Annotated in this window: 21 protein-coding genes; 14 read left to right on the forward strand and 7 right to left on the reverse strand. The window is 64.3% G+C overall.

Translation table 11 applies throughout. From position 1 onward, the window contains the following. The first annotated feature begins 203 nt into the window (after positions 1–203). The 4 genes from LB515_RS10310 (at position 204) to LB515_RS10325 (ending at position 3,055) form a co-directional block, all read left to right on the forward strand. The gene (locus tag LB515_RS10310; RefSeq protein WP_140843940.1) at positions 204–485 is read left to right on the forward strand and encodes a DUF4242 domain-containing protein; all 282 of its coding nucleotides are present in this window, start codon (positions 204–206) and stop codon (positions 483–485) included. Positions 486–500: 15 nt separating this feature from the next. Next, a complete protein-coding gene (locus LB515_RS10315; protein WP_140843938.1) occupies positions 501–1,016 on the forward strand; it encodes a hypothetical protein in 516 nt (171 codons plus the stop codon). A gap of 71 nt (positions 1,017–1,087) precedes the next feature. Then, positions 1,088–1,339 (forward strand): DUF1127 domain-containing protein, encoded by a 252-nt coding sequence (locus LB515_RS10320; RefSeq protein ID WP_181174834.1) that lies wholly within the window; start codon positions 1,088–1,090, stop codon positions 1,337–1,339. Positions 1,340–1,462: 123 nt separating this feature from the next. Beyond that, positions 1,463–3,055, forward strand: a complete 1,593-nt coding sequence (locus tag LB515_RS10325; RefSeq protein ID WP_140843934.1) for a peptide chain release factor 3 — start codon at positions 1,463–1,465, stop codon at positions 3,053–3,055. Between the two features lie 163 nt (positions 3,056–3,218). Here LB515_RS10325 and LB515_RS10330 read toward each other — a convergent pair whose 3' ends face one another. Continuing rightward, positions 3,219–3,686: a VOC family protein gene (locus LB515_RS10330; protein WP_140843932.1), complete on the reverse strand. Its 468-nt coding sequence runs from the start codon at positions 3,684–3,686 to the stop codon at positions 3,219–3,221. A 271-nt stretch (positions 3,687–3,957) separates the two neighbouring features. Here LB515_RS10330 and ilvD point away from each other — a divergent pair, with 271 nt between their 5' ends. Further along, positions 3,958–5,802, forward strand: coding sequence for a dihydroxy-acid dehydratase (gene ilvD, locus LB515_RS10335; protein WP_140843930.1), 1,845 nt, complete (start codon positions 3,958–3,960; stop codon positions 5,800–5,802). Between the two features lie 193 nt (positions 5,803–5,995). Here ilvD and LB515_RS10340 read toward each other — a convergent pair whose 3' ends face one another. After that, on the reverse strand, positions 5,996–7,750 hold the full coding sequence (locus tag LB515_RS10340; protein ID WP_140843928.1) for an ABC transporter ATP-binding protein: 1,755 nt from the start codon (positions 7,748–7,750) through the stop codon (positions 5,996–5,998). Positions 7,751–7,926: 176 nt separating this feature from the next. Between LB515_RS10340 and LB515_RS10345 the strand changes: the two genes are divergently transcribed. After that, the gene (locus LB515_RS10345; protein WP_224707631.1) at positions 7,927–9,207 is read left to right on the forward strand and encodes an amidohydrolase family protein; all 1,281 of its coding nucleotides are present in this window, start codon (positions 7,927–7,929) and stop codon (positions 9,205–9,207) included. Between the two features lie 395 nt (positions 9,208–9,602). After that, positions 9,603–10,523: a DMT family transporter gene (locus LB515_RS10350; RefSeq protein WP_140843924.1), complete on the forward strand. Its 921-nt coding sequence runs from the start codon at positions 9,603–9,605 to the stop codon at positions 10,521–10,523. A gap of 83 nt (positions 10,524–10,606) precedes the next feature. Here the strand turns inward: LB515_RS10350 and LB515_RS10355 are convergent, their stop codons facing one another. Continuing rightward, on the reverse strand, positions 10,607–11,509 hold the full coding sequence (locus LB515_RS10355; RefSeq protein WP_140843922.1) for a phosphotransferase family protein: 903 nt from the start codon (positions 11,507–11,509) through the stop codon (positions 10,607–10,609). A 96-nt stretch (positions 11,510–11,605) separates the two neighbouring features. Between LB515_RS10355 and LB515_RS10360 the strand changes: the two genes are divergently transcribed. Then, positions 11,606–12,238 carry a class I SAM-dependent DNA methyltransferase gene (locus LB515_RS10360; RefSeq protein WP_224707632.1) on the forward strand — a complete coding sequence of 211 codons (633 nt, stop codon included), beginning with the start codon at positions 11,606–11,608 and terminating at the stop codon, positions 12,236–12,238. 11 nt (positions 12,239–12,249) lie between these two features. On the opposite strand, the gene LB515_RS10365 is transcribed toward LB515_RS10360, so the two are convergent. Continuing rightward, complete coding sequence (locus LB515_RS10365; RefSeq protein ID WP_224707633.1) at positions 12,250–14,703, reverse strand: FAD-dependent oxidoreductase; 2,454 nt, start codon at positions 14,701–14,703, stop codon at positions 12,250–12,252. After that, a complete protein-coding gene (locus LB515_RS10370) occupies positions 14,700–15,584 on the reverse strand; it encodes a phosphotransferase (protein WP_224707634.1) in 885 nt (294 codons plus the stop codon). Before LB515_RS10370 ends, LB515_RS10365 begins: the two co-directional genes overlap by 4 nt. Positions 15,585–15,971: 387 nt before the next feature. Here LB515_RS10370 and LB515_RS10375 point away from each other — a divergent pair, with 387 nt between their 5' ends. Then, a complete protein-coding gene (locus tag LB515_RS10375; RefSeq protein ID WP_095766071.1) occupies positions 15,972–16,736 on the forward strand; it encodes a DeoR/GlpR family DNA-binding transcription regulator in 765 nt (254 codons plus the stop codon). A gap of 20 nt (positions 16,737–16,756) precedes the next feature. On the opposite strand, the gene LB515_RS10380 is transcribed toward LB515_RS10375, so the two are convergent. Both LB515_RS10380 and LB515_RS10385 read right to left on the reverse strand, forming a co-directional pair. Further along, positions 16,757–17,653 (reverse strand): NAD(P)/FAD-dependent oxidoreductase, encoded by an 897-nt coding sequence (locus tag LB515_RS10380; protein WP_224707635.1) that lies wholly within the window; start codon positions 17,651–17,653, stop codon positions 16,757–16,759. Continuing rightward, positions 17,643–18,092, reverse strand: coding sequence for an RrF2 family transcriptional regulator (locus tag LB515_RS10385; protein ID WP_224707636.1), 450 nt, complete (start codon positions 18,090–18,092; stop codon positions 17,643–17,645). Before LB515_RS10385 ends, LB515_RS10380 begins: the two co-directional genes overlap by 11 nt. 90 nt (positions 18,093–18,182) lie before the next feature. On the opposite strand from LB515_RS10385, the gene LB515_RS10390 reads away from it, so the two are divergent. The 5 genes from LB515_RS10390 to LB515_RS10410 all read left to right on the forward strand — a co-directional run bounded on the left by LB515_RS10390 (position 18,183) and on the right by LB515_RS10410 (position 23,705). Beyond that, complete coding sequence (locus tag LB515_RS10390; RefSeq protein ID WP_224707637.1) at positions 18,183–19,094, forward strand: LysR substrate-binding domain-containing protein; 912 nt, start codon at positions 18,183–18,185, stop codon at positions 19,092–19,094. Between the two features lie 285 nt (positions 19,095–19,379). Then, entirely contained in the window at positions 19,380–20,534 is a 1,155-nt protein-coding gene (locus LB515_RS10395; protein ID WP_140843908.1) for an ABC transporter substrate-binding protein, read from the forward strand. Positions 20,535–20,712: 178 nt separating this feature from the next. Continuing rightward, the gene (locus tag LB515_RS10400; protein ID WP_224707638.1) at positions 20,713–21,711 is read left to right on the forward strand and encodes an ABC transporter ATP-binding protein; all 999 of its coding nucleotides are present in this window, start codon (positions 20,713–20,715) and stop codon (positions 21,709–21,711) included. 223 nt (positions 21,712–21,934) lie between these two features. After that, positions 21,935–22,900, forward strand: a complete 966-nt coding sequence (locus tag LB515_RS10405) for an ABC transporter permease (RefSeq protein WP_140843904.1) — start codon at positions 21,935–21,937, stop codon at positions 22,898–22,900. Beyond that, positions 22,890–23,705, forward strand: coding sequence for an ABC transporter permease (locus LB515_RS10410; protein ID WP_224707639.1), 816 nt, complete (start codon positions 22,890–22,892; stop codon positions 23,703–23,705). The genes LB515_RS10405 and LB515_RS10410 overlap by 11 nt, the downstream gene beginning before the upstream one ends. Positions 23,706–23,796: the final 91 nt, after the last annotated feature.

Consider the following 23,796-nt stretch of genomic DNA (forward strand, 5'->3'; position numbering starts at 1 on the left):
CGGCAGCAATCCCTGTAACGACAATAGGCAAAGGATCAGAATAAGATAAGGGCGGCGTAAGGACTGTTGGCCGCCTCTTTCGTAATTCTCCGTCTGCCTGGCGGGCCAAGCTGCAGTTTAGCTCAGCGGCCCCCGGGATGTCACGGGCACCGACCCGGTCGGGCGCCCGGTGGCATTTGAACCCAGATCAAGGAGATTATGATATGCACAAATACATCATCGAACGCGAGATTCCCAAGGTCGGCACCTTCGAGCGCGAGCAGCTTCGCGATGCGTCCAAGGCCTCAAATGCCGTTCTGGCCGAGCTTGGCCCCGACATCCAGTGGGTCGAATCCTTCGTGGCCGACGACAAGACCTTTTGCGTCTATCTCGCCAAGGACGAGGCGATCATCCAGCGTCATGCCAAGATGAGCGGCTTCCCGGCAACGAAGATCACGCAGGTCAAGCGCCTGTTCGATCCGACGACGGCTTACGCCGCAGCCTGACGGGGAGGATCGATCGTGAAGCGCTTTGCCGAAATTGTCCTTGCCGTCGGCGCCTCCGCGCTGTTTTGCGGCACCGCGGTCGCCCACGACATGCCCGATCCGGTGCTCAACCGGTCTCGGGAGATGGCGGCCAAGTATTTCGACATCGAGGTCGCCAAGGCGGACGGCTATCGGCAACTGTTCGAATGCACGACGCATGACCAGCACGGAACGATGGGCGTCCACTTCATCCATCCCGAGCGGGCCGGCGACGGCAGGCTCGTGCTCGGCGAGCCGGATGTGCTGACCTACGAGCCGGAGGCCGATGGCTCGATGCAGCTCGTCGGCATGGAATACATCGTCTTCGAAAAGGACTGGAAGGGCAAAGGTGTACCCGAATTCCTCGGCCGCACCCTGCAGCGCAAGACGACGGTGGGAGTCCATCCGGTGGACCCGTATTACGAGCTCCATGTCTGGCACTGGCGGCACAACCCGGCCGGCATGTTCGCCGACTGGAACCCGTATGTGAGCTGCGAGCACGACCGGTCCTGACACGCGCAGCGTCTTCGGGAGGGCCTGCACGGCCCTCCCGATCCCTTCGTTCAAACAAAAGGAAGATGATCATGCCATCCCTTCGCATGGGAATGAAGCCCGTCGCCCGCTCATCCGTTAACGGGCGTTTCTTCGCGACAGCCGTCGAAATATGCCGTTCCGGCCTGCGCGTCCTCGCGCGGATGGTCCGCATTCGCAGGGATCGCGCCTGGCTGGACGAGTTGCCGGACTACCTGTTGCGCGACATCGGTATCAAACGCTTGGAAATATCGTCGGTCACCAGATACGGCGGCAAGACCGATCGCGACGGAATGTGGAATTGAGGACCAAGGTCTTTTGCCGACGGCACGTCTCTCTGCTGCGCCGGTCGAACCGGTCTCTCCAAAACCGTCGACACGCCGGACAAGCGCTGCTAGAAGCCCGCGCCACAGACAGGATTCCAGAAATTGGCAGAAGACATCGAACAGGCGGTATCGCGCCGCCGCACCTTCGCGATCATCGCGCACCCTGACGCCGGCAAGACCACGCTCACCGAAAAGCTGCTGCTGTTCGGCGGCGCCATCCAGCTCGCCGGCGAGGTTAAGGCCAAGAAGGACCGCATCCAGACCCGGTCCGACTGGATGAAGATCGAGCGCGAGCGCGGCATCTCGGTCGTTACCTCGGTGATGACCTTCGAATATGACGACAACGTCTTCAACCTGCTCGACACGCCCGGCCACGAGGATTTCGCCGACGACACTTATCGCACGCTGTCGGCGGTGGATTCGGCGGTCATGGTCATCGACGCCGCCAAGGGCATCGAGCCGCGCACGCTGAAATTGTTCGAGGTCTGTCGGCTGCGCGACATTCCGATCATAACCTTCGTCAACAAGATGGACCGCGAGAGCCGCGATCCGTTCGAAATCCTCGACGAGATCGAGCAGAAGCTGGCGCTGGACACCGCGCCGGTCACCTGGCCGATCGGCCGCGGCAGGACCTTTTCCGGCACCTACCATCTGGCGCTGAACGCGGTGCGCAAGGGCGACGCGGAAAAGGAGCGCACGCCGGTCAACGGGCCCGATTCCAACCGCGTCGCCGGCCTTTTGCCCGAAAACGAGCGCGAGGCCTTCATCGAGGAACTGGAACTCGCGCGGGAGGCTTGTCGTCCGCTCGACGTGGAAGCCTTTCGCGAAGGCCACCTGACGCCGGTCTATTTCGGCTCGGCGTTGCGCAATTACGGCGTGCGCGACCTGATCGAGGCGCTCGGCGCCTACGGCCCGCCGCCGCGCGCCCAGGAAGCCGACGAGCGAACTGTGGAGGCGACAGAGGAGAAGATGACCTCCTTCGTCTTCAAGATCCAGGCCAACATGGATCCGAACCACCGCGACCGCATCGCCTTCGTCCGCGTCTGCTCGGGTAAGCTTGAGCGCGGCATGAAGGCCAAGCTGGTGCGCACCGGTAAGCCGATGAGCCTGTCGGCGCCGCAGTTCTTCTTCGCCCGCACCCGCGTCACCGCCGACGAGGCTTTCGCCGGCGACGTCGTCGGCATCCCCAACCACGGCACGCTGCGCATCGGCGACACGCTGACCGAAGGCGAGGAGATCCTGTTCCGCGGCGTGCCGAACTTCGCCCCGGAAATCCTGCGCCGCGTGCGCCTCGGCGACGCCATGAAGGCCAAGAAGCTGAAGGAAGCCCTGCACCAGATGGCCGAGGAAGGCGTCGTGCAGCTGTTCTCGCCCGAGGACGGCTCGCCGGCGATCGTCGGCGTCGTCGGCGCGCTGCAGCTCGACGTTCTGAAGGAACGGCTGAACATCGAATACACGCTGCCGGTTGATTTCGAGATGTCGCGTTTCTCGATCTGCCGCTGGATCTCGGCCGACGACAAGGCGGAAGTCCAGCGTTTCATCGAGGCGCATCGCGGCGACATTGCCCGCGACCTCGACAACGATCCGGTCTTTCTCGCCCAGCACGCCTTCTCGCTGAACTACGAAGCCGAGCGTTGGAAAGCGATCCGCTTCACCGCGGTCAAGGATTACCAGGTGCGTGATAAGGCGGCGTGAGTGTTTCTCCCTTCCCCCTTGTGGGGGAAGGTGGCCGCGGAGCGGCCGGATGAGGGGTGTTCCAGGGAACACCGACGTCTCGCTCCGCTGGAACACCCCATCCGTCTCGGCGCTGCGCGCCGATCCACCTTCTCCCACAAACAAGGGGAGAAGGAAAAAGTGCTCACCCCTTCGCCGCTTCCTCGATCTTGGCGATGTCGATCTTGCCCATCTGCATCATCGCGGACATCACGCGGCCGGCTTTCTCGCGGTCCGGATCCTGAAGCAGCCGCGGTAGTTGCTCCGGCACGACCTGCCAGGAAACGCCGAATTTGTCCTTCAGCCAGCTGCAGCGTCCCGGTTCGCCGCCTTCGGTGAGCCTGGTCCAGAAATGATCCACCTCTTCCTGCGTCTTGCAGTCGATCGACAGCGAGATCGCTTCGGTGAACTTGTATTGCGGCCCGCCGTTGAGGGCCTGGAACTGCACGCCGTCGAGCTCGAACGAGGCGACCAGCACCTGGCCTTCCTGGGGATGGCCCTTGGGCCAGCGCGTCACGCTCAGCACCTTCGAATTCTTGAAGATGGAGATGTAGTGGTTCATGGCCTCCTCGGCCTGGTCGTCGAACCACAGGAAGGTGGTGATCTTCTGCATGCCTTGCTCCTCGGGCTTCATGTTGGCTTCGTTGTCAAACGGTTCGGTGGCGATTTCGTGCCATTTCGATGCCGTCTGCCTCAAGGACGCTTCAGCGAGGCGTCATCCGACAGCGGCAGCAAAAATTTCCTGAAAAGCGCAAACTTGCCGAAGCATGCTGGCGCAGCGCAAAATGGTGGTCATGCCGGAACATGGCCGCTATAACCGCTGCCGACTAAATTCGAGCGCCGCCCGCCGCGCATCGGTGTGGCCAGCCAGCAAGGACAATCGAATGCCCGCCTATCGTTCCCGCACCACCACCCATGGCCGCAACATGGCCGGCGCTCGCGGCCTCTGGCGCGCCACCGGCATGAAGGATTCGGATTTCGGCAAGCCGATCATCGCGGTGGTCAATTCCTTCACCCAGTTCGTGCCGGGCCATGTCCATCTGAAGGATCTCGGCCAGCTCGTCGCACGCGAGATCGAGAAGGCCGGCGGCGTCGCCAAGGAGTTCAATACCATCGCCGTCGACGACGGCATCGCGATGGGTCACGACGGCATGCTCTATTCGCTGCCGTCGCGCGAGCTGATCGCCGATTCCGTCGAATATATGGTCAACGCGCATTGCGCCGATGCCATGGTCTGCATCTCCAACTGCGACAAGATCACCCCCGGCATGCTGATGGCCTCGCTGCGCCTCAATATCCCGACCGTCTTCGTTTCCGGCGGTCCGATGGAGGCCGGCAAGGTGGTGCTGGCCGGCAAGGCGCAGGCGCTCGATCTGGTCGACGCCATGGTCGCGGCCGCCGACGACAAGATCTCCGATGAGGACGTCAAGGTCATCGAGCGCTCGGCCTGCCCGACCTGCGGCTCCTGCTCCGGAATGTTCACCGCCAATTCGATGAACTGCCTGACCGAGGCGCTGGGTCTGTCGCTTCCGGGCAACGGGTCGACCTTGGCCACCCATGCCGACCGCAAGCGCCTGTTCGTGGAGGCCGGCCATCTCGTCGTCGATCTCGCCCAGCGCTATTACGAGCAGGACGACGAAACGGCACTGCCGCGCAGCATCGCCTCCAAGGGTGCCTTCGAGAACGCCATGGCGCTCGACATCGCCATGGGCGGTTCGACCAACACGGTGCTGCATATCCTTGCCGCCGCGCATGAAGGAGAGGTCGACTTCACCATGGGGGACATCGACCGGCTGTCGCGCAAGGTGCCGGTGCTTTGCAAGGTGGCGCCGGCCAAGTCCGATGTCCACATGGAGGACGTCCACCGCGCCGGCGGCATCATGGCCATCCTCGGCCAGCTCGACGAGGCCGGTCTGATCAATCGCGACCTGCCGACAGTGCATACGGCGACCCTCGGCGAGGCCCTCGACCACTGGGATATTTCACGCACCTCTGCCGAAAACGTCCGCGACTTCTTCCTCGCCGCTCCCGGCGGCGTGCCGACGCAGGTCGCCTTCAGCCAGGACCGCCGCTGGGACGAACTCGATCTCGACCGTGAGAAGGGCGTCATCCGCTCGGCCAGGACGCCGTTCTCGAAGGATGGCGGTCTTGCCGTCTTGAAGGGCAATCTGGCGCTCGACGGCTGCATCGTGAAGACTGCCGGCGTGGATGAGTCCATCCTGAAATTCACCGGCCCGGCCCGCGTCTTCGAAAGCCAGGACGCCTCGGTCAAGGCGATCCTCGGCAACGAGATCAAGGCCGGCGACATCGTCGTCATCCGCTACGAGGGACCGCGCGGCGGCCCCGGCATGCAGGAGATGCTCTACCCGACCAGCTACCTGAAGTCGAAGGGCCTCGGCAAAGCCTGCGCGCTGATCACCGACGGCCGCTTCTCCGGCGGCACGTCGGGCCTTTCCATTGGCCACGTCTCGCCGGAAGCCGCCGAAGGCGGCACGATCGGCCTGGTCCAGGAAGGCGACACGATCGAGATCGACATTCCCAACCGCAAGATCAATCTCGCCGTCAGCGAGGCCGAGCTCGATACGCGCCGCAAGGCGATGGCGGCCAAGGGCACCGATGCCTGGAAGCCGGCCGAGAAGCGCAAGCGCAAGGTGACGACGGCATTGCGTGCCTATGCGGCTTTCGCCACCAGCGCCGACAAGGGCGCGGTGCGCAAAGTGCCGGAGTAGGGCAGGTTTCCCCTTCTCCCCTTGTGGGAGAAGGTGGATCGGCGCGCAGCGCCGAGACGGATGAGGGGTGCTCCAGCGGAGCGAGACGCTCGCAAATTCCGACTGGATGAACGGCGCCACCAAGCTGGAACACCTCTCATCCGTCGCCTTCGGCGACTCCTTCTCCCGCAGGGGGAGAAGGAGAGGCGCTGCGTCACGGCATCAGCTGATATTCATAAAGCTTCTGGTAGAGCCCGCCCTGCTTGAGCAGCGTCTTGTGCGGGCCGCTTTCCACCACCTTGCCCTTTTCCAGCACCACGATCGTGTCGGCCTGGTGCACGGTCGACAGCCGGTGCGCGATCACGATCGTCGTGCGCCCGACGGTAAGCTGCTGCAGCGCGTCGCGGAACAGCGCTTCCGATTCGGCATCGAGCGCGCTGGTCGCCTCGTCGAGCAGCAGGATCTCGGCGTTCCGCAGCATGGCGCGCGCGATCGAAATGCGCTGGCGCTGGCCTCCGGACAACAGCGAGCCGTTCTCGCCGACCTCCGTATCGTAACCCTTGGTCATGGCGCTGATGAAGTCATGCGCGTTGGCGGCCTTGGCGGCGGCGACCACCTCTTCGTCGGTCGCGTCCTCGCGGCCGAGGCGGATGTTGTGCATGACGGTGCCGGCAAACAGGAACGTGTCCTGGCTGACATAGGCGATCTTGCTTCTGAGCGAATCGAGCGTCGCGAACGAGATGTCCTGGCCGTCGAACATCACCTTGCCGGTCTGCGGATCATACATGCGCATGATCAGGTTCAGGATCGTCGACTTGCCGCTGCCCGACGGTCCGACCAGCGCCGTCATCTTGCCGGCGTCAAGCGTCAGGTTGAATCCTTCGAACACCGGAGGGCTTTCCGGATAGGCGAAGCTGACATTGTCGAAGCGGATTTCGCCCGGACCGGGTTGGAGCGGCGTGGCGCCGGGTTTCTCGGCCAGCGTCAGCGGCCGGTCGGCGAGCTGGAACATCATGCGCACGCCGACAATGCCCGTCTCCAGCGAGATGCGGACGCGGGCCAGGCGCTTTGCCGGCTCATAAGCCAGCAGCAGCGCGGCGATGAAGGCCATGATGTTGCCCGGCATCTGGCCGCCCTGCAGCACCAGCAGGCCGCTGACCAGCACGGCGCCGGCAATCGCCAGCCCGGCCAGCGTTTCCATCACCGGGCTGGTGGCGGCTTCCAGCGTGGCGATGTTGTTGGCCCGGGTTTCGACGTCCGACACCGCCTTGTGCATACGCTTGCGCATCGCGGCTTCGAGATTGAAGGATTTGACGACCCGCACGCCGATGGCCGTTTCCTGCATCACATGCACGATCTGGCCGAGCGAGATGAATTCCATCGCCGCGATCTTGCGGACGCGTCTCAGGATGCGGTTGACGCCATAGATCGCCACCGGTCCGACGACGAAGCAGATCAGCGACAGCGCCGGCTGTTGCCAGACCATGACCATCACCAGCACAACCAAAGTCACCAGGTCGCGCACATAGGACGTGACGACGAGGTCGAGCACGCTGCGCGCCGCCTGCGCGTTGTTGGTCATGCGGGTGATCAGGTCGGAAGACGAGGTCGAATGGTAGAATTCGATACCTTGCGCCAGGATACGGTCGTAGATCTTGCGCTGCCGGTCGGCAATGATGGCATTGCCGACGCGGCTCATGAAATAGGTCTGGACGAAGGTCGCGATGCCCTTGAGAACAAAGATCGCCGCCACACCCCCGGCAATCAGGTTGACGCGGTCTATCCGCTTATAGACCACGAACTCGTTGGTGATTTCGCGCAGGATCCAGGCGCTTGCCCCCGTCATGAGGGCGACCACCAGCATCGACAATATGGCCGCGCCATAGCCGAACTTATGGTCATGGAAGGATTCTCTTACCAGCCTCGCGATGAGGCGTTGGTTTTCCGTCGAGCGGAAGAAGCGAAACAACGGCCGATCCTATGGCTGGCTGTGAGAAATTCGGATTCGCCACAAGGGCGCGTGGCGGCTTATAGAGCGAGTTGAGGCCGGATGGAACCTTTCGCCGTCGAGGGAAAGAAAAGGCTGCGGCAGGCTGTCTTTTCGGTCACGATAGCAGCCGATTCTGGTATTGGGGACGACGGCAGATGGATTTCGACTTGATCGTGCGCGGCGGCACGCTGCCGGATGGCAGGATTGCCGACATAGGGATTGCGGGCGAGGCCATCGTCGCGATCGAACCAAAGCTCCCGGGTTCGGCGCCGGCCGAAATCGACGCGAGCGGCAATCTCGTCTCGCCGCCTTTCGTTGATCCACATTTCCATATGGACGCCACGCTCTCCTACGGCATTCCGCGCATCAATGCGTCGGGCACGCTGCTCGAGGGCATCGCGCTCTGGGGCGAGCTGAAGCCGCTTTTGACGCATGAGGCCGTGCGCGAGCGCGCGCTCGCCTATTGCGACTGGGCCGTGTCGATGGGCCTGCTCGCCATCCGCAGCCATGTCGATGTCTGCGACGACCGGCTGCTCGCGGTGGAAGCCCTGCTCGACGTCAAGAAAACCGTCGCGCCTTATATCGACCTGCAACTGGTCGCGTTTCCGCAGGACGGCCTCTACCGCTCGCCGAATGCTCATGAAAACACCACCCGCGCGCTCGACATGGGCGTCGACATCGTAGGCGGCATCCCGCATTTCGAGCGCACCATGGCCGAGGGCGCCCGCTCGGTGACGGAGCTTTGCGAGATCGCGGCCAAACGCGGCCTGATGGTCGACATGCATTGCGACGAGACCGACGATCCGCTGTCGCGCCATATCGAGCAGCTGGCCTACGAAACGCAGCGCCTTGGGTTGCAGGGCAGGGTGGCCGGCTCGCACCTCACATCGATGCATTCGATGGACAATTATTACGTCTCGAAGCTTTTGCCGCTCATCGCCGAGGCCGGTGTATCGGCAATCCCCAATCCGCTGATCAACATCATGCTGCAGGGGCGCCACGACACCTTCCCGAAGCGGCGCGGCCTGACCCGTGTCAAGGAGATGCAGGCGCTCGGCATCCGCGTCGGCTGGGGCCAGGATTGCGTGCTCGATCCCTGGTATTCGCTGGGCACCGCCGACATGCTCGACGTCGCCTTCATGGGCCTGCATGTCGCGCAGATGTCGAGCCCGGCCGACATGGCGCGCTGCTTCGACATGGTGACCAACGTCAACGCCGCCATCATGGGGCTCGATCATCTGGGCCTTGCCGTCGGCAAGCGGGCGAGCCTCGTTGTGCTCGATGCCGGCAATGCGATCGAGGCCGTTCGCCTGCGCCCCGAGCGTCTCTGCGTCATCGCCAGGGGCAAGGTGGTGGCTGAGCGGACCAGGCAGGAAACGCGGCTGTCGATCGCGGGACGGCCGGCGCAGGTCAACCGGCGGCATAAGACAGCGTAGGTCTCCGCTCCCGGTTCGACCACTCGCGTTGGTGGCGCTTTCGCCAATCCAGGTCAGCGATCTGCTTTGTTGGGGCAGAACATCACGGTTTGCACTTGGCCGGAACGCTCGTGACCTCGTCATTCTATGGCGAAGCAAGGAGCGAAGCGACGCAGCGCAGACCATAGAATCCCGTTCCGTGATCTACGAGCTTTGCGGCGGTCCAGAATGGCCTCCGTCCTGCGCCGCGTTTCGCTCTTCGCGCGAGGTCACGGAATGGATCCTCGGGTCTGCGCGTCCGCTTCGCTCCCGCTCCGCCCGTGGATGACGAAGTTCCAGCGCTTCGGCCAGCCTCGATTTCCGCTGGTCTTACGGATTTCCCTCGTCAAGCCGGCCTCTTGCGGCTAGGGAGCGGCATGGCCTTGCTCGCCCGAAATTTCACGATCAGGAACATGTTGCTCGCCGGCATCCTGTTGATGCTGGCCGGCGACTTCATGTTCGCGCTGAACGACGCGATGGGCAAATGGCTGGTCGCCTCGTTCTCGGTCGGACAAGTGGTGCTGATCCGCTCGATCGGCGCCTTCATCGTGCTCGGCCCGATGATCGCCAACCAGGGCACCGGCAAGCTGTTCCATATGGACCGGCCGCTGTTGCAGGTCCTGCGCGTCGTGGCCACCACGACTGATACCGGGCTTTTCTACGCCGCAGTCGTCTACCTGCCGCTGGCCGACGTGATGAGCTTCTACATGGCCGGGCCGATCTACGTCGCGGCGCTGTCGCACCTCTTGCTCGGCGAAAAGGTCGGCTGGCGGCGCTGGCTGGCAATCCTGGTCGGCTTCTGCGGCGTGCTGATCATTCTCAAGCCGTCCTCGGCGGCCTTCTCGCTGTCGTCGGCCTTTGCGCTGGTGGGCAGCATCGCCTTCGGCTTCGCCATCATCCTCGGCCGCCTCCTGCGCGGCACCAGCGACACGACCTTGGTCACCTGGCAGACGATCGGCACGCTGATCGTCGGCGGCCTGCTCACCATCGGCGCCTGGCGCACGCCGTCGGCGCTCGATTTCGGCGCCATGCTACTGCTCGGCGTCGTCTCCTGCGCCGCGCATCTGATGATCACGAGGGCGCTGAAGCTGGCGCCGGCCTCGACGCTGGCGCCGCTGCACTACAGCCTGCTTCTGTGGGCGGTGGTCTTCGGACTGGCCTTCTTCGGCGACATGCCCAGCCCGCGCATCCTCGTCGGCGCCGCCATCGTCGTGCTTGCCGGCATGTTCATCTTCCATCGCCAGAAGGTGGTGGAGACCGAGGTGCCGCCGGAGAACGTGCCGAAGGGCGTGAATTAATGCATGTCGCGCAAAAGTGTGCAGCGGTTTTGCGATAACGACATGTATGAAAACAAAAGCTTGAAGGCTTGGCTTTCCGGTGCCTAACCCGCGCGCACGGCGGCGAGATGCCGCGAAAATTCCGCGGTCTCCATCAGCGCCTTGCAGCGGACAAAGCGACCGTCGGCATAGGCGCGGAAATCGTCGGCCGGATTGTCGTTGGCGAGCTGGATCAATCCCCAGAGCGTCCATAAAAGGTCGCACATCGCCTTGTAGATGACGATACGTCCGCGCGCCGCCGGCCTCGCCTCGCCGCCGAAATAGGCGCGCATCAGTTCCTCGTCCTGGGCCGCATCGAACCTGCCCTCGACCGAAAGGTCGCCGAGGTCCCACAGCGGATCGTTCATGCCGGAATATTCCCAGTCGACGATCCACATCCGCTCGCCCGTATCAAGGAAATTTTCGCACAGCGGATCGCAATGGCAGGCGGCGAGCGGGATAGGGTGCGCGGCGAGCGCGGCGCGCACCGCGCCTGCCTCGCGCACCACGTCGTGATAGCCGGCGGGCAGCGCCACGTCCTTCGTCGATAAGACCTTGAGATAGTCGTCGATCATCGCGAACAATTCGAAGCGGAAGGGGAACACCGCGCCCGAAGCATGCAGCTTGCGGAAGGCGTAGCCCGCTCGCGCGGGGCTGCCCGACCGCGCCTTGAATTTCTCCGGCGACATCGTCTCGGCGCCGGCGATAAAGCGCGTCGCCATCAGGCCGGACGCCGGATCGGCATAAAGCACCTCGGGGCTGACTCCGGCCTTGGCCGCCTCGCGCGCCGCCACCGCCTCGTTGGCGCGGTTGATATATTCTTCCGTGCCCTTGCCGGGAATGCGCAGACACGCTTCGCCGGCCCGGTAGACCTTGTTGGTCAGGCCGGCCAAACGCTCCAGCGGCCCGTCATAGCCTGCCAGCGCCGGAATGGCGGCCAACGCGGCGCGCGCCTCGTCCATCGTCATCCCCTTTACCATCACACGATGTTTTACAGCGGAACGGTTCCACAGTTTTTGCCGCTTGGCTACCATTGCGGGTACGAATCGGCGGCGGGAGCAGAAATGGCGGACGGCAAGCACAGCAACGCGCTAAGCGCGGCCTACGCCGCCAAGCGGCCGGAGGAAGTGGCCGCGGTCTATGACAGTTGGGCCGAGACCTATGACGCCGACATGTCGTCCGCCGGCTATCGCCACCCGACGATCTGCTTGGCGCTGCTTACCCGCCACCTGCCGCGCGGCGCCGAACCCTTGCTCGATGCCGGCGCCGGCACCGGCCTGATCGGCGAATGGCTGGCCATCACCGGCTATCCGACGGTCGAGGCACTCGACATCTCGCAAGGCATGCTGGACAAGGCCGGCGCCAAGGGCGTCTACACGGCGCTGCATCGCCTGGCGATGGGCGATGCTTTGCCCTTCGCCGACGGCGTCTATGCCGGCATTGTTTCGGCGGGCGTCTTCACTTCGGGCCATGTCGGAATCGAGGGGCTGGACGAGTTGATCCGCGTCTGCCGTCCAGGCGGGATCATCGTGCTGACCGTCAAGAACACGCTGTGGCAATCGGGCTTCGCCGAGCGCATTGCCGGATTTGAGGCTCAGGGCAGGTTGAAGCGCGTCGAGGAAACGGCGCCTTATGCCTCGATGCCGGGCGAGTCCGATACCGTGCCGAGCAGGGGGCTTGTGCTGCGCGTCAGCTGACCGTTCCTCGATCAGGCCTTTATCCTTGCCCCGGCCGGATCGTACATCGCCTCGATCTGGATTTTTGCCGGCGTGCGCTCCATCGCCACGACAAGCTCATAGTCGCCCGAGGCCAGAAAATCGTCGCTGACGCCGTCGGCATCGCGCACATAGCCGTAGCCGATATTCTTGCCCACCGTGTAGCCGTAGCCGCCGCTGGTCAGGTAACCGACCGGGTCGCCATTGCGCAGGATCGTCTCGCGTCCGACCAGCACGATCTCCGGGTCGTCCACCGTGAAGCCGGCAAAGCGTTTCGTCGGCGGCTTGCCGGCTGCCTTCTCCAGCGCCCGGCGTCCGACGAAGTCGGTATTCTTGCGAAGCTTCACGGCCCAGCCGAGCCCCGCCTCCTGCGGCATATCGTTCGGCGTGATGTCGGAACCCCAGGCGCGATAGCCCTTCTCCAGTCGCAGCGATTCCAGCGCCCGGTAGCCGACCGGGCGAATGCCATGCGCATTGCCCGCCGCCATCAGCGCATCGAAAACCTCGCCGGTGGCGGCGATCGGCACATGCAGCTCCCAGCCGAGTTCGCCGACATAGGTGACGCGCAGCGCCCTCACGCTATGGCCGACAATCCGGATTTCACGCGCATGGCCGAAGGGGAAGGCGGCGTTTGAGACATCGGCGTTCGTCACCGCCGACAGCACGTCGCGAGCGCGCGGCCCCATCAGCGACAGCGTGCCGAAATCCTCCGTGACGTCGGTCAGCCTGGCGTCGAGGCCGGGGCCTATATGGTCGCCGATCCAGGACAGGTCATGCGTGCGGAAGCCCGTGCCGGTGACGATGTAGAACCGGTCCTCGCCGAGCCGCGATACGGTGAGGTCGGCCTCGATGCCGCCGCGCGTATTGAGAAGCTGCGTGTAGGTCAGCCGTCCGACCGGCTTGTCGACATCGTTGGCGCAGATCCAGTCGAGCGCCTTCAGCGCATCGCTACCGGTCAGCTCGTATTTGGCGAAGGAGGACTGGTCGAAGATGCCGACCTTCTCGCGCACATGACGGTGCTCGTCGCCGACCGGGCCGAACCAGTTCTGGCGGCCCATCGAATAGACGTCCTCGGCGGCCGCGCCGTCCGGCGCGAACCAGTTCGGCCGCTCCCAGCCAAGCTTGGAGCCGAACACGGCGCGATGCATCTTCAGCCGCTCATAGAGCGGCGAGACGATGCGAGGGCGTCCGGAGAGATATTCCTCGTGCGGGAAGCCGATCGTGTAGTGCTTGCCATAGGCCTCCAGCGTGCGGTCGCGGACCCAGTCGCGGTCGCGGTGCAGGCCGGAGAAGCGGCGGATGTCGACCACCCACAGGTCGAGCGGCGCCTCGCCGTCGGCCACCCATTGCGCCAGCACCCAGCCGGCGCCGCCGCCTGAAGCGATGCCGAAGGCATTGAAGCCGGCGCCGACGAACATGTTGGCGCATTCGGGCGCTGCGCCGAGGACAAAGTTGCCGTCCGGCGTGAAACTCTCCGAACCGTTGATCATTTGCTTGACGCCGGCGGTTTGCAGCGCCGGAACGCGCGCGATCGCCTGGGCCATGTGCTGCTCGAAATGATCGTAGTCGTCGTCGAAGAGACGGAACTCCCAGTCGTTCGGGACATCGCCGCCGGGAAGTCCGGTTGCCCAGGCCTGCGGATTGGGCTCGTAGCCGCCCATCACCAGCCCGCCGACCTCTTCCTTGAAATAGGTGCGGCGGTCGGGGTCGCGGATTGTCGGCGCGTCGGTCGCAAGGCCCGCGATCTTCTCGGTGATGATGTACTGGTGCTTGACCGGCTGCAGCGGCACGTTGATGCCGGCCATCGCGCCGACCTGCCTTGCCCATTGTCCAGCGCAGTTCACCACCTTGTCGCAGGCAATGTCGCCTTGTGAAGTCTTCACCGCCGTGATGCGGCCGTCCTTCATCGTAAAGCCGGTGACGCGCACGCCCTCGAACAGTTTCGCGCCATGCATGCGGGCGCCCTTGGCGAGCGACTGGGCGATGTCGGAGGGGCTCGCCTGTCCGTCGGTCGGCAGCCAGGAAGCGCCGACAAGGTCGCTTGTCTCCATCAGCGGCCACATGCGCTTCACCTCCGCCGGCGACAGCAGCTGCATATCCATGCCGAAGCTTTTGGCCGTCGTCGCCAGCCGCTTGAACTCGGTCCAGCGGTCGGCATTCGTCGCCAGCCGCAGACAGCCGGTCATCTTCCAGCCGGTCGCCAGGCCCGTCTCGGCCTCCAGCCCCTTGTAAAGCTCGACCGAATATTTGAGCACGCGCGTGATCGAGGCGGAGGAGCGCAGCTGCCCGACCAGGCCGGCGGCGTGCCAGGTCGAGCCAGAGGTCAGCTTGCCCTGCTCGAGCAGCACCACGTCCGTCCTATGGTCGCGCGCCAGGTGGTAGGCAGTGGAACAGCCGATGATGCCACCGCCGATGACGACGATTTCGGCATGGCTGGGCAAGGTCATGATCTGGTTCCGTATTTCGTCCGGTAGTTGTCCAGCGCCGCGTCGAGCCGGACGAGGTTTTCCTCGCTATAGGCGACATAGTCGATGCCGGGCGCGTCGAGATAAAGCTCGGACACCATGCTCCACATCGCTTCGCGCAGCAGCGAGGCGCATTGCATGGCGGCATGCGAGCGGCGGATTTCGCCGTCCGGCTCCTTCATGAAATAGGCGGTCATGAAGGCGAAGGATTCGTCATCGCTCAGGCTGGCGTTCGAGGCGGCGCCGGCGAGGTCGAACATTGCCGTGTTGAAGCCGGCATACTCGAAGTCGATCAGCCACAGTCGCTTGCCGTCGTCGAGGATGTTTGCCGGCAAAAGATCGTTATGGCCGAAGACGATGGGCAGCAGTTTTTGCGCCCGCTCGAGCTCGTCCGCCAGGGCCAGATAACGTGGCAGCTCAGCCCTCTTGCGGCTGCCGCCCTCGTCCAGCGTGCGCGCATAGTCGCGAATGACGTGGAACACCCAGAACATGAAGCCGGCGCCGGAGACATGCTTCGGCATCTCACGGTGAAAGCCGCGCAGCAGCGCGGCCACGCGGCCGAGATTGGCCCGCACATCCTCTCCCAGGAAGGTCTTGGCGCCGAGAAATTCCGTCACCAGGATGCCGGGCTCGGCATAATGCACGGCCGGCGCGAAGCCTGCCGCATGCGCCGCCCGTGCCGTCATCACCTCGCGCTCGCGAAAGACATGGTGGAAAGGGAAGTCCTGACCGAAGCGCACGACATGCCGCCCGGCCGCGTCGGTGACGACAAAATTGGCGTTGCTGAGGCCGCCCGGCAGCGGCTCGATCTCGATGCCGCCGTTCCAGCACGGCAAGGCGCGGATGAGGTCTTCGGCACTCACGGCTTCGCTCCGGCCCCAACCGGTCTCGCGGAAAACAAGGCTGGGAGAACATGAAAAAGCCTCGTCGGTGCGAGACGCCAGGATCGGTATCCCGCACCGCACCGACGAGCCCCTTGGCCAGGTATGATATCCCGGCATCCGCCCCCGCGGATTCGATAAAAGCTCGCGCCTGGCTGGTTCCAGGCGATCTGGTCACTAGGTTGCGGCTCTGCCATCACCCTCCCGCGGCAGTTCCGAGCCTGTCACAAGGTCAATGTCACGCCAGCGTGGCAGCGCTGTCAATCCAAAAGCTGTGACCTTTTTTGGGTGTTTTGCCCGAAAATATAAGCCACTCCTTTCAAAGCGTGGGCAAAGCCTTAAATTCGGTCAAAATTCCCGGACGCCCCGATGATCCATTCGAAACGGCATGGCGAAATCCTGCGGCTCCTCAGCGAGGAGGGCACGATCACCATAGCCAGCCTTGCCGAGCGGCTCGGCGTCTCGCTGGAAACCGTGCGGCGCGATGTCAAGCCGCTCGCCGATGACGGGTCGGTGCTGAAGATGCACGGCGCCGTGGGCCTTGCCTCGATTGTGGGCGAGGCGCCGTTCGAGCGGCGCATGCGCGAAAATGCCGAAGCCAAGCGCCTGATCGCCAGGATGGTCGCGGCTACGATCCGCGATGGCGAGGCGATCATGCTCGATACCGGCACGACCACCTCCTTCCTCGCGCGCGAGCTGCTCGGCCATCGCCGGCTGACGGTGGTCACCAATTCCTCCGACATTGCCCGCACGCTGGCGACGGTGAACGGCAACAAGGTCTACATGGCGGGCGGCGAGCTGCGCAGCGATTCGGGCGCGGCTTTCGGCATTTCGGCGATCGAGTTCGTCAGCCGCTTTTCGGTCGATCATGCGGTGATCTCGATCGGAGCCGTCGATGCGGCCGCCGGCCTGACCGACTATGATCTGGACGAGGCGGAGTTCGCCCGCATGGTGCTGTCGCGCGGCCAGCGCTCGCTGGTCGTCACCGACCATTCCAAGTTCGGCCGGCAAGGCCTGGTCCGGGTCTGCGGCTTCGACGGCTTTTCCGAGCTTGCCACCGACCAGCCGCCGCCGCGCGATATAGCCGCAGCGCTGAGCCAGGCCGGGGCCCGGGTCAGTATCGCCGCGGCCTGACGTCGCCCAAGGAATAAGAGCTAGCCGAACACCAGCGACTGGTGCGCCGCAACCCCGGCCATCGCGCCGCCCGACACCGCGAAGGCGATGTTGTGCATCAGGCGCGCGGCGTCTCCTGCCGCGAAGACGCCAGGCACCGATGTCTGCTGCTTGTCGTCCACGACGACCGCCTTGCCGAGCGGGCCTTCGTTGAAGGCGCAGCCAAGCTGTTCGGCAAGCGGACTTGCCATCACGTTGCGCGGCGCGGTGAACAGCGCCCGCACGCTCGCGCTGCGATTGCCGTCGAACCTGACGACCAAGCCGCCGGACCCGTCGTTCTGCACTTCGCTCACCTTGCCCGGCTCGAACCGGACGTTGCGCTTCTCCAACGCCCTTGCCTGGTCCGCATCCGGTTCGAACAAACCGTCGGCGAACAGCGTGACATCGCCCCAGTCGGAGATCAGCTCGGCCTGGTGCAGCGACATCGGTCCAGTCGCCAGCACGCCGAGCGGCCCGCCGGCCACCTCGTAGCCGTGGCAATAAGGACAATGCAGCACCGTCTTGCCCCAATGCGCGGCCAGTCCGGGAACGTCCGGCAGGATGTCCCGGACGCCGGTGGCGAGCACCAGCCGCGTCGCGCCGAAACCCTCGCCGTCGTCCATCCGGACCTCGAAGCCGGTGTCGGTGATTGCCGCCCGCTCGGCGCGGCCCTCGATCACCGTGACGACGGGATAGGCGAGCAGCTGTGCCCTGGCCTCGCCGAGAATGTTTGCCGGCGCCCGTCCGTCCTGCCCGAAGAAGCCGTGCGAATGTTCGGCAAATCGATTCCGCGGCTCGCCGGCATCGATCACCAACACCTTGCGCCGCCCGCGCGCCGCATACATGGCGGCGGACAGGCCGGCAAAGCTGCCGCCGACGACGATCACATCATACTGCATGGCTGGATACTCCAATGAGGTCATGACGGCGGCGGAAATCGGCCGTCAGGTCGGCCAGCGTGATATGGCTGAGCCGCTCAGTGAGCAGCCGTTCCGCCTCCAGGCGAAAATCGTCGAGCACGGCGATCACCGCCTGCTCGACCAGGCATCCGGGACTTTCCGGTTCGGTGCTGAACGGCAACAGCGTCTCGCCGAGCGCGCCGCTGATCTCGGCCAGCGAGATCTTGTCCGGCGCGCGGCCGAGTTGCCAGCCGCCGCCATGGCCGCGCGACGAGGTGACGATGCCGGCCTCCCGCAGCCCGGCGATGGTGCGGCGCACCACCACCGGGTTGGTGTGGATGAAGCCGGCAAGCTGTTCGGAGGTCAGTGCCCGCTCGGGGGCGTCGGCCATATGGACCAGGATATGCAGGGTCGAGGACAGTCGGCTGTTGCGTTTCATGTAACTTAGTTAGTTACGAATCGGAAGGTGGTCAAGTTTCGGAGCTTGCCCCACTTCCCAACGCCACGTTGGCCGGTGTTTAGTCCGGCCATGGCTTTCACCATCCGCCAATTGCAGTTCTTCGTCGCCGTTGCCGAGCAGGGGACCGTCTCGGGCGCCGCGCAGAACCTGTCGATTTCCCAGTCCTCGGTCACCGAGGCGATCAAGGAACTGGAGAGCGATCTCGGCGTCGAGCTCTTCGAGCGCCATCCACGTGGCCTCAACATCACCCACAAGGGCCACCAGTTCCTGCGCCACGCGACCAAGATCCTGGCCGACGTTTCCGACGCGCGCCGCTCTTTCTCCAGCGAGCAGGCCGCCGCTGGCGGCCGTCTGCAGCTCGGCGTCACCTCGCTGGTCGCCGGCTATGTGCTGTCCGACCTGCTCGCCCGCTACCGGCGCGCCTATCCCGGCGTCGAGGTCTCGGCAATCGAGGACAATGGCGATTATCTCGAGCACCTTCTGGTCGGCGGCAAGCTCGACATCGCCGTCATGGTGACGTCCAACCTGCGCGACCGCACGGCGCTGCAGTCGGAAATCCTGGAAGTCTCGGCCTACAGGCTGTGGATTCCACTCAGCCACAGGCTCGCCAGTGTCGACATTATCGGGGTCAATGACATCGTCTCCGAGCCGCTGATCATGCTCACCGTCGACGAGATCGAGGAGAACACCGGCAAGCTGCTGTCGGCGATCGGCGCCAGGCCGCATGTCGCCTTCCGCACCCGCTCGGTCGAGGCGGTGCGCAGCCTGGTCGCCACCGGCGCCGGCGTGGCGCTGCTGCCCGACCTCGTCTACAGGCCCTGGTCGCTGGAAGGCGATCGCATCGAATCGCGCGACGTTTCCGGCTCGCTGCCGGTGGTCCAGGTCGGCACGGTCTGGCGTCGCGGCTCCGCCCTGCCGCAGGCGGCTCGCGATTTCATCGGCCTCGCGCAGTCGCAGCGCATGGTGCGCCAGCGGCCGTAATCACGCAATTCCAGGAAAAGTGTGGAGCGGTTGGGTTCGGCGACTTCGCCGTAGCCTTCCGTCCGGAATTGCGTCAAACAAAGTATCGGTAAAACCGATATCGGCTTTCTGATAAATGAATTTGCGAAACCGGATTTTTCACCGCACTTTCGCTCAGGGAACAAAGCTGCGCCCCGAGAGCGCTGCCGTCGGAGCATGAAGCTCCGACCCTTTGGAGTTTGCGCATGATCCTTTCCGAAAACCGAGCCGGTTTTCGGGGTCATGCGCCAAAATGGGAGATCGACGATGAATGCATTCCTGAAGTCGTGCACGGCGCTGACTGTCGCGCTGACTTTTTCCGGTCAGGCCATGGCCCAGGTCAAGGAACTCGGCAAGGGCGAGGGCGAGGTCAACATCGTTGCCTGGCCCGGCTATATCGAGCGCGGCGAGACCGACAAGAATTACGACTGGGTGACGGCTTTCGAGAAGGAAAGCGGCTGCAAGGTCAACGTCAAGACCGCCAACACCTCTGACGAGATGGTCTCCCTGATGAACGAGGGCGGCTTCGATCTGGTCACTGCTTCGGGCGATGCATCGCTGCGCCTCGTTGCCGGCAAGCGCGTGCAGCCGATCAACACCGATCTCATCCCGAGCTGGAAGACCGTCGACGACCGCCTGAAGGACGCGCCCTGGTTCACCGTCGACAAGGTGCATTACGGCGTTCCCTACCAGTGGGGCCCGAACATCCTGATGTACAACACCGAAGTCTTCAAGGAAGCGCCCAAGAGCTGGAACGTCGTCTTCGAGGAAATGAAGCTGCCCGACGGCAAGTCGAATAAGGGCCGCGTCCAGGCCTATGACGGGCCGATCCATATCGCCGACGCCGCCAACTATTTGATGTTCCACAAGCCGGAGCTCGGCATCAAGGACCCTTACGAGCTCAACGAAGACCAGTACAAGGCGGCGCTCGAACTCTTGCGCACGCAGCGCACACTGGTCGGCCGCTACTGGCATGATGCCGCGATCCAGGTCGACGACTTCCAGAACGAGGGCGTGGTCGCTTCCGGCTCATGGCCCTATCAGGTCAATACGCTGGTCGCCGCCAAGAAGCCGGTCGCCTCGACCGTGCCGGAAGAGGGCGTCACCGGCTGGGCCGACACCACCATGATGGAAGCCGACGCCGCCCATCCGAACTGCGCCTATATGTGGCTCGAGCATTCGCTGTCGCCGAAGGTCCAGGGCGACGTTTCGGCCTGGTTCGGCTCGCTCCCGGTCGTGCCCGCCGCCTGCAAGGGCAACGAGCTGCTCGGCGACGAGGGCTGCAAGACCAACGGCTACGATAATTTCGACAAGATCAAGTTCTGGAAGACGCCGGTGTCGAAATGCGCCAGCCAGAACGACCAGTGCGTGCCCTATTACCGCTGGGTGTCTGACTATATCGGCGTCATCGGCGGCCGGTGAGTTCCCTTACCCTCCTCCTTGTGGGGAGGGTCGACGCGTAGCGTCAGGGTGGGGTCAGCATGGACGTTGGCGCCAACCACCCCCACCCGCGGCTTCGCCGCGACCTCCCCCATCGAGGGGAGGCAGGGCGCCGTGCGAACTCGCCTTCGTTTAACCGGCAACTGAACTGACTGGACCCATGACCTCTGCCGTTTCCTTCAAACAAGTCTCGCGCCATTTCGGCAGCGTGCGCGCCGTCGACGCTGTCGATCTCGACATCGTGCCCGGCGAGTTCTTCGCCATGTTGGGTCCGTCCGGTTCCGGTAAGACGACGTGCCTCAGGCTGATCGCCGGCTTCGAGCAGCCGACGACGGGCTCGATCTCCATCTTCGGCGAGCGCGCCGAAGGCGTTCCGCCCTATCGCCGCAACGTCAACACCGTCTTCCAGGATTATGCGCTGTTTCCGCATTTGAATGTGCTCGACAACGTCGCCTACGGCCTAATGGTCAAGGGTGTCGGCAAGGCCGAGCGGCTGAAGGCGGCTGAGGAAGCGCTTTCGCTGGTGCGCCTGCCGGGCTACGGCGCGCGCCGTCCCGGCCAGCTCTCCGGCGGCCAGCGCCAGCGCGTTGCGTTGGCGCGTGCGCTGGTCAACCAGCCCAAGGTGCTTTTGCTCGACGAGCCGCTCGGCGCGCTCGACCTCAAGCTGCGCGAGAACATGCAGGAGGAGTTGAAGTCGCTGCAGAAAGTGCTCGGCATCACCTTCGTCTTCGTCACCCACGACCAGGGCGAGGCGCTGTCCATGGCCGATCGTATCGCCGTCTTCAACGACGGCAAGATCATGCAGGTCGGCACGCCGGAGGATATCTACCAGCGGCCGAACACGCGCTTCGTCGCCGATTTCGTCGGCTCGTCCAATGTGCTGCCGCCGGATTTCGTCCAGCGCTATTCCGGCCAGCACCGTTGGGGGAGCTTGCGCCCGGAGTCGATCCGCGTTTCAGGCGCGGCAAGCGGCGACGGCGTTGCTGCCCGCCTTGTCGGCACGAATTATCTCGGCGCGACGACGAGGCTCGCGCTCGATGCCGACGGGCTGCGGCTGCATGCCATGGTGCCGGCGGGAACGGCGCTGCCGGCGGAGGGTGAAGCGGTGGTGCTGACCTTCAACCGCGACAGCCTGCATCTGATGGACGAGCCGGCATGAGCAAGGTTTGCGCGAGGCGCCCCCCTTTGGCCTGCCGGCCATCTCCCCCTCTAGGGGGGAGATCAGCAGTTTCTCGGCCTCGCCAATCCTGTCACGTTGGCAATTGGCGAAAGCGGCCGCGACATCCAATCTCCCCCATAGAGGGGGAGATGTCCGGCAGGACAGAGAGGGGGGCGAAGGATCGCGGCCTCTCCCCTGATCCCGCTCGACACGCGGCGACGCCATGACCATCGCCGCTGTTCAATCCAACCCCACACCCGCCATCCTGCCAGGCAGCGGCGGCATGCGCGGCGCGTTCTCCGACCTCTTCTGGCGCCGCCCAAAACTCCTGCTGCTGCTCATGCTGCTGCCGCCGCTTCTCTGGTTGGGCATTGTCTATATCGGCTCGCTCTTTGCGCTGCTCCTGCAGAGCTTCTTCTCGATCGACGAGTTTTCCGGCCTCATCAACCGCGAGTTCACGCTGAAGACCTATGGCGACCTGTTCCAGGCCGCCAATCTCGACATCATCCTGCGCACGGTGACGATGGCGGCACTGGTCACGCTTGCTTCGGCAATCATTGCTTTCCCCATCGCCTATTATGCGGCGCGCTATGCGCGCGGCCGCTGGAAGGCGCTGTTCTATCTCGGCGTCATGCTGCCGCTGTGGTCGAGCTACCTGGTCAAGATCTATGCCTGGAAGCTGATCCTCGCCAAGGAAGGCATCCTCACCTGGCTGCTCGCCAAGCTCAACCTGCTTTGGCTGCTCGACGGCTGGCTGTCGCTCCCCGTTGTCGGCGGCAACTCGCTGTCGGTCTCCTTCACCGGCACGTTCATCGTCTTCGTCTATGTCTGGCTGCCCTTCATGATCCTCCCCGTTCAGGCCGCGCTCGAGCGCGTGCCCGGCAATCTGGTCGAGGCTTCGTCCGATCTGGGCGCCTCGCCGGGCCAGACCTTCCGCAATGTGCTGTTCCCGCTGGCGCTGCCCGGCATCGTCGCCGGGTCGATCTTCACCTTCTCGCTGACGCTCGGCGACTACATAATCCCGCAGATCATCGGCACCTCGCGCCTCTTCATCGGCCAGGCCGTCTATTCGCAGCAGGGCACCGCCGGCAACATTCCTTTGGCCGCCGCCTTCACCGTGGTGCCGATCGTCATCATGGGCTTCTATCTCTGGGGCGCCAAGCGCATGGGGGCTTTCGATGCGCTCTGACCGTGGTCAATCCGCTCCGCTCGGCCTGAAGATCGCCGCCGCCTGTGGCCTGCTCTTCCTGCATTTGCCGATCCTTTTGATCTTCGTCTACGCCTTCACGACGGAAGAGAAGAGTTTCGTCTGGCCCCCGCCGGGGCTCACCACGCAATGGTTCGCCGTCACCTGGAACCGGCCGGATGTCTGGGAGGCGCTGTCGCTGTCGGTCCGCGTCGCTGCCATCTCGACGGTGATCGCGCTGGTGCTCGGCACGCTCTGCGCGGCCGCCGTCTCGCAGACGCGCTTCTTTGGCCGCGAGGCCATCTCGCTGCTGGTCATCCTGCCAATCGCGCTGCCCGGCATCATCACCGGCATCGCGCTGCGCTCGGCCTTCGCGCTCGCCGATATCCCGTTCTCGTTCTGGACGATCGTGCTCGGTCACGCGACCTTCTGCGTGGTCGTCGTCTATAACAACGCCGTCGCCCGCTTCCGCCGCACCTCGGGCTCGATGATCGAAGCGTCGATGGACCTCGGCGCCGACGGTTTTCAGACCTTCCGGCATGTCGTGTTGCCGAACATCGCTACCGCGCTGCTTGCCGGCGGCATGCTCGCTTTCGCGCTGTCCTTCGACGAGGTCATCGTCACCACCTTCACCGCCGGCCAGCAGCAGACCGTGCCGATCTGGATGCTGGAAGAGCTGATCCGCCCGCGCCAGCGCCCGGTCACCAATGTCGTGGCCATGGTGGTCGTGCTGGTGACGCTGCTGCCGATTTTGCTTGCCTATTACCTGACCCGTGATGGCGATCAGATTGCGGGCAGTGGAAAATGAAGCGGGTGAGTAGTGAGTAGTGAGTAGTGAGTGGTGAGTAGTGAATGGTGAATGGTGAATAGTGAGTCGTGAATGGAAGAACAATGGGTGG

Origin of the sequence: Mesorhizobium sp. CA15 (assembly GCF_020165215.1) — a bacterium.
Taxonomy (GTDB): domain Bacteria; phylum Pseudomonadota; class Alphaproteobacteria; order Rhizobiales; family Rhizobiaceae; genus Mesorhizobium.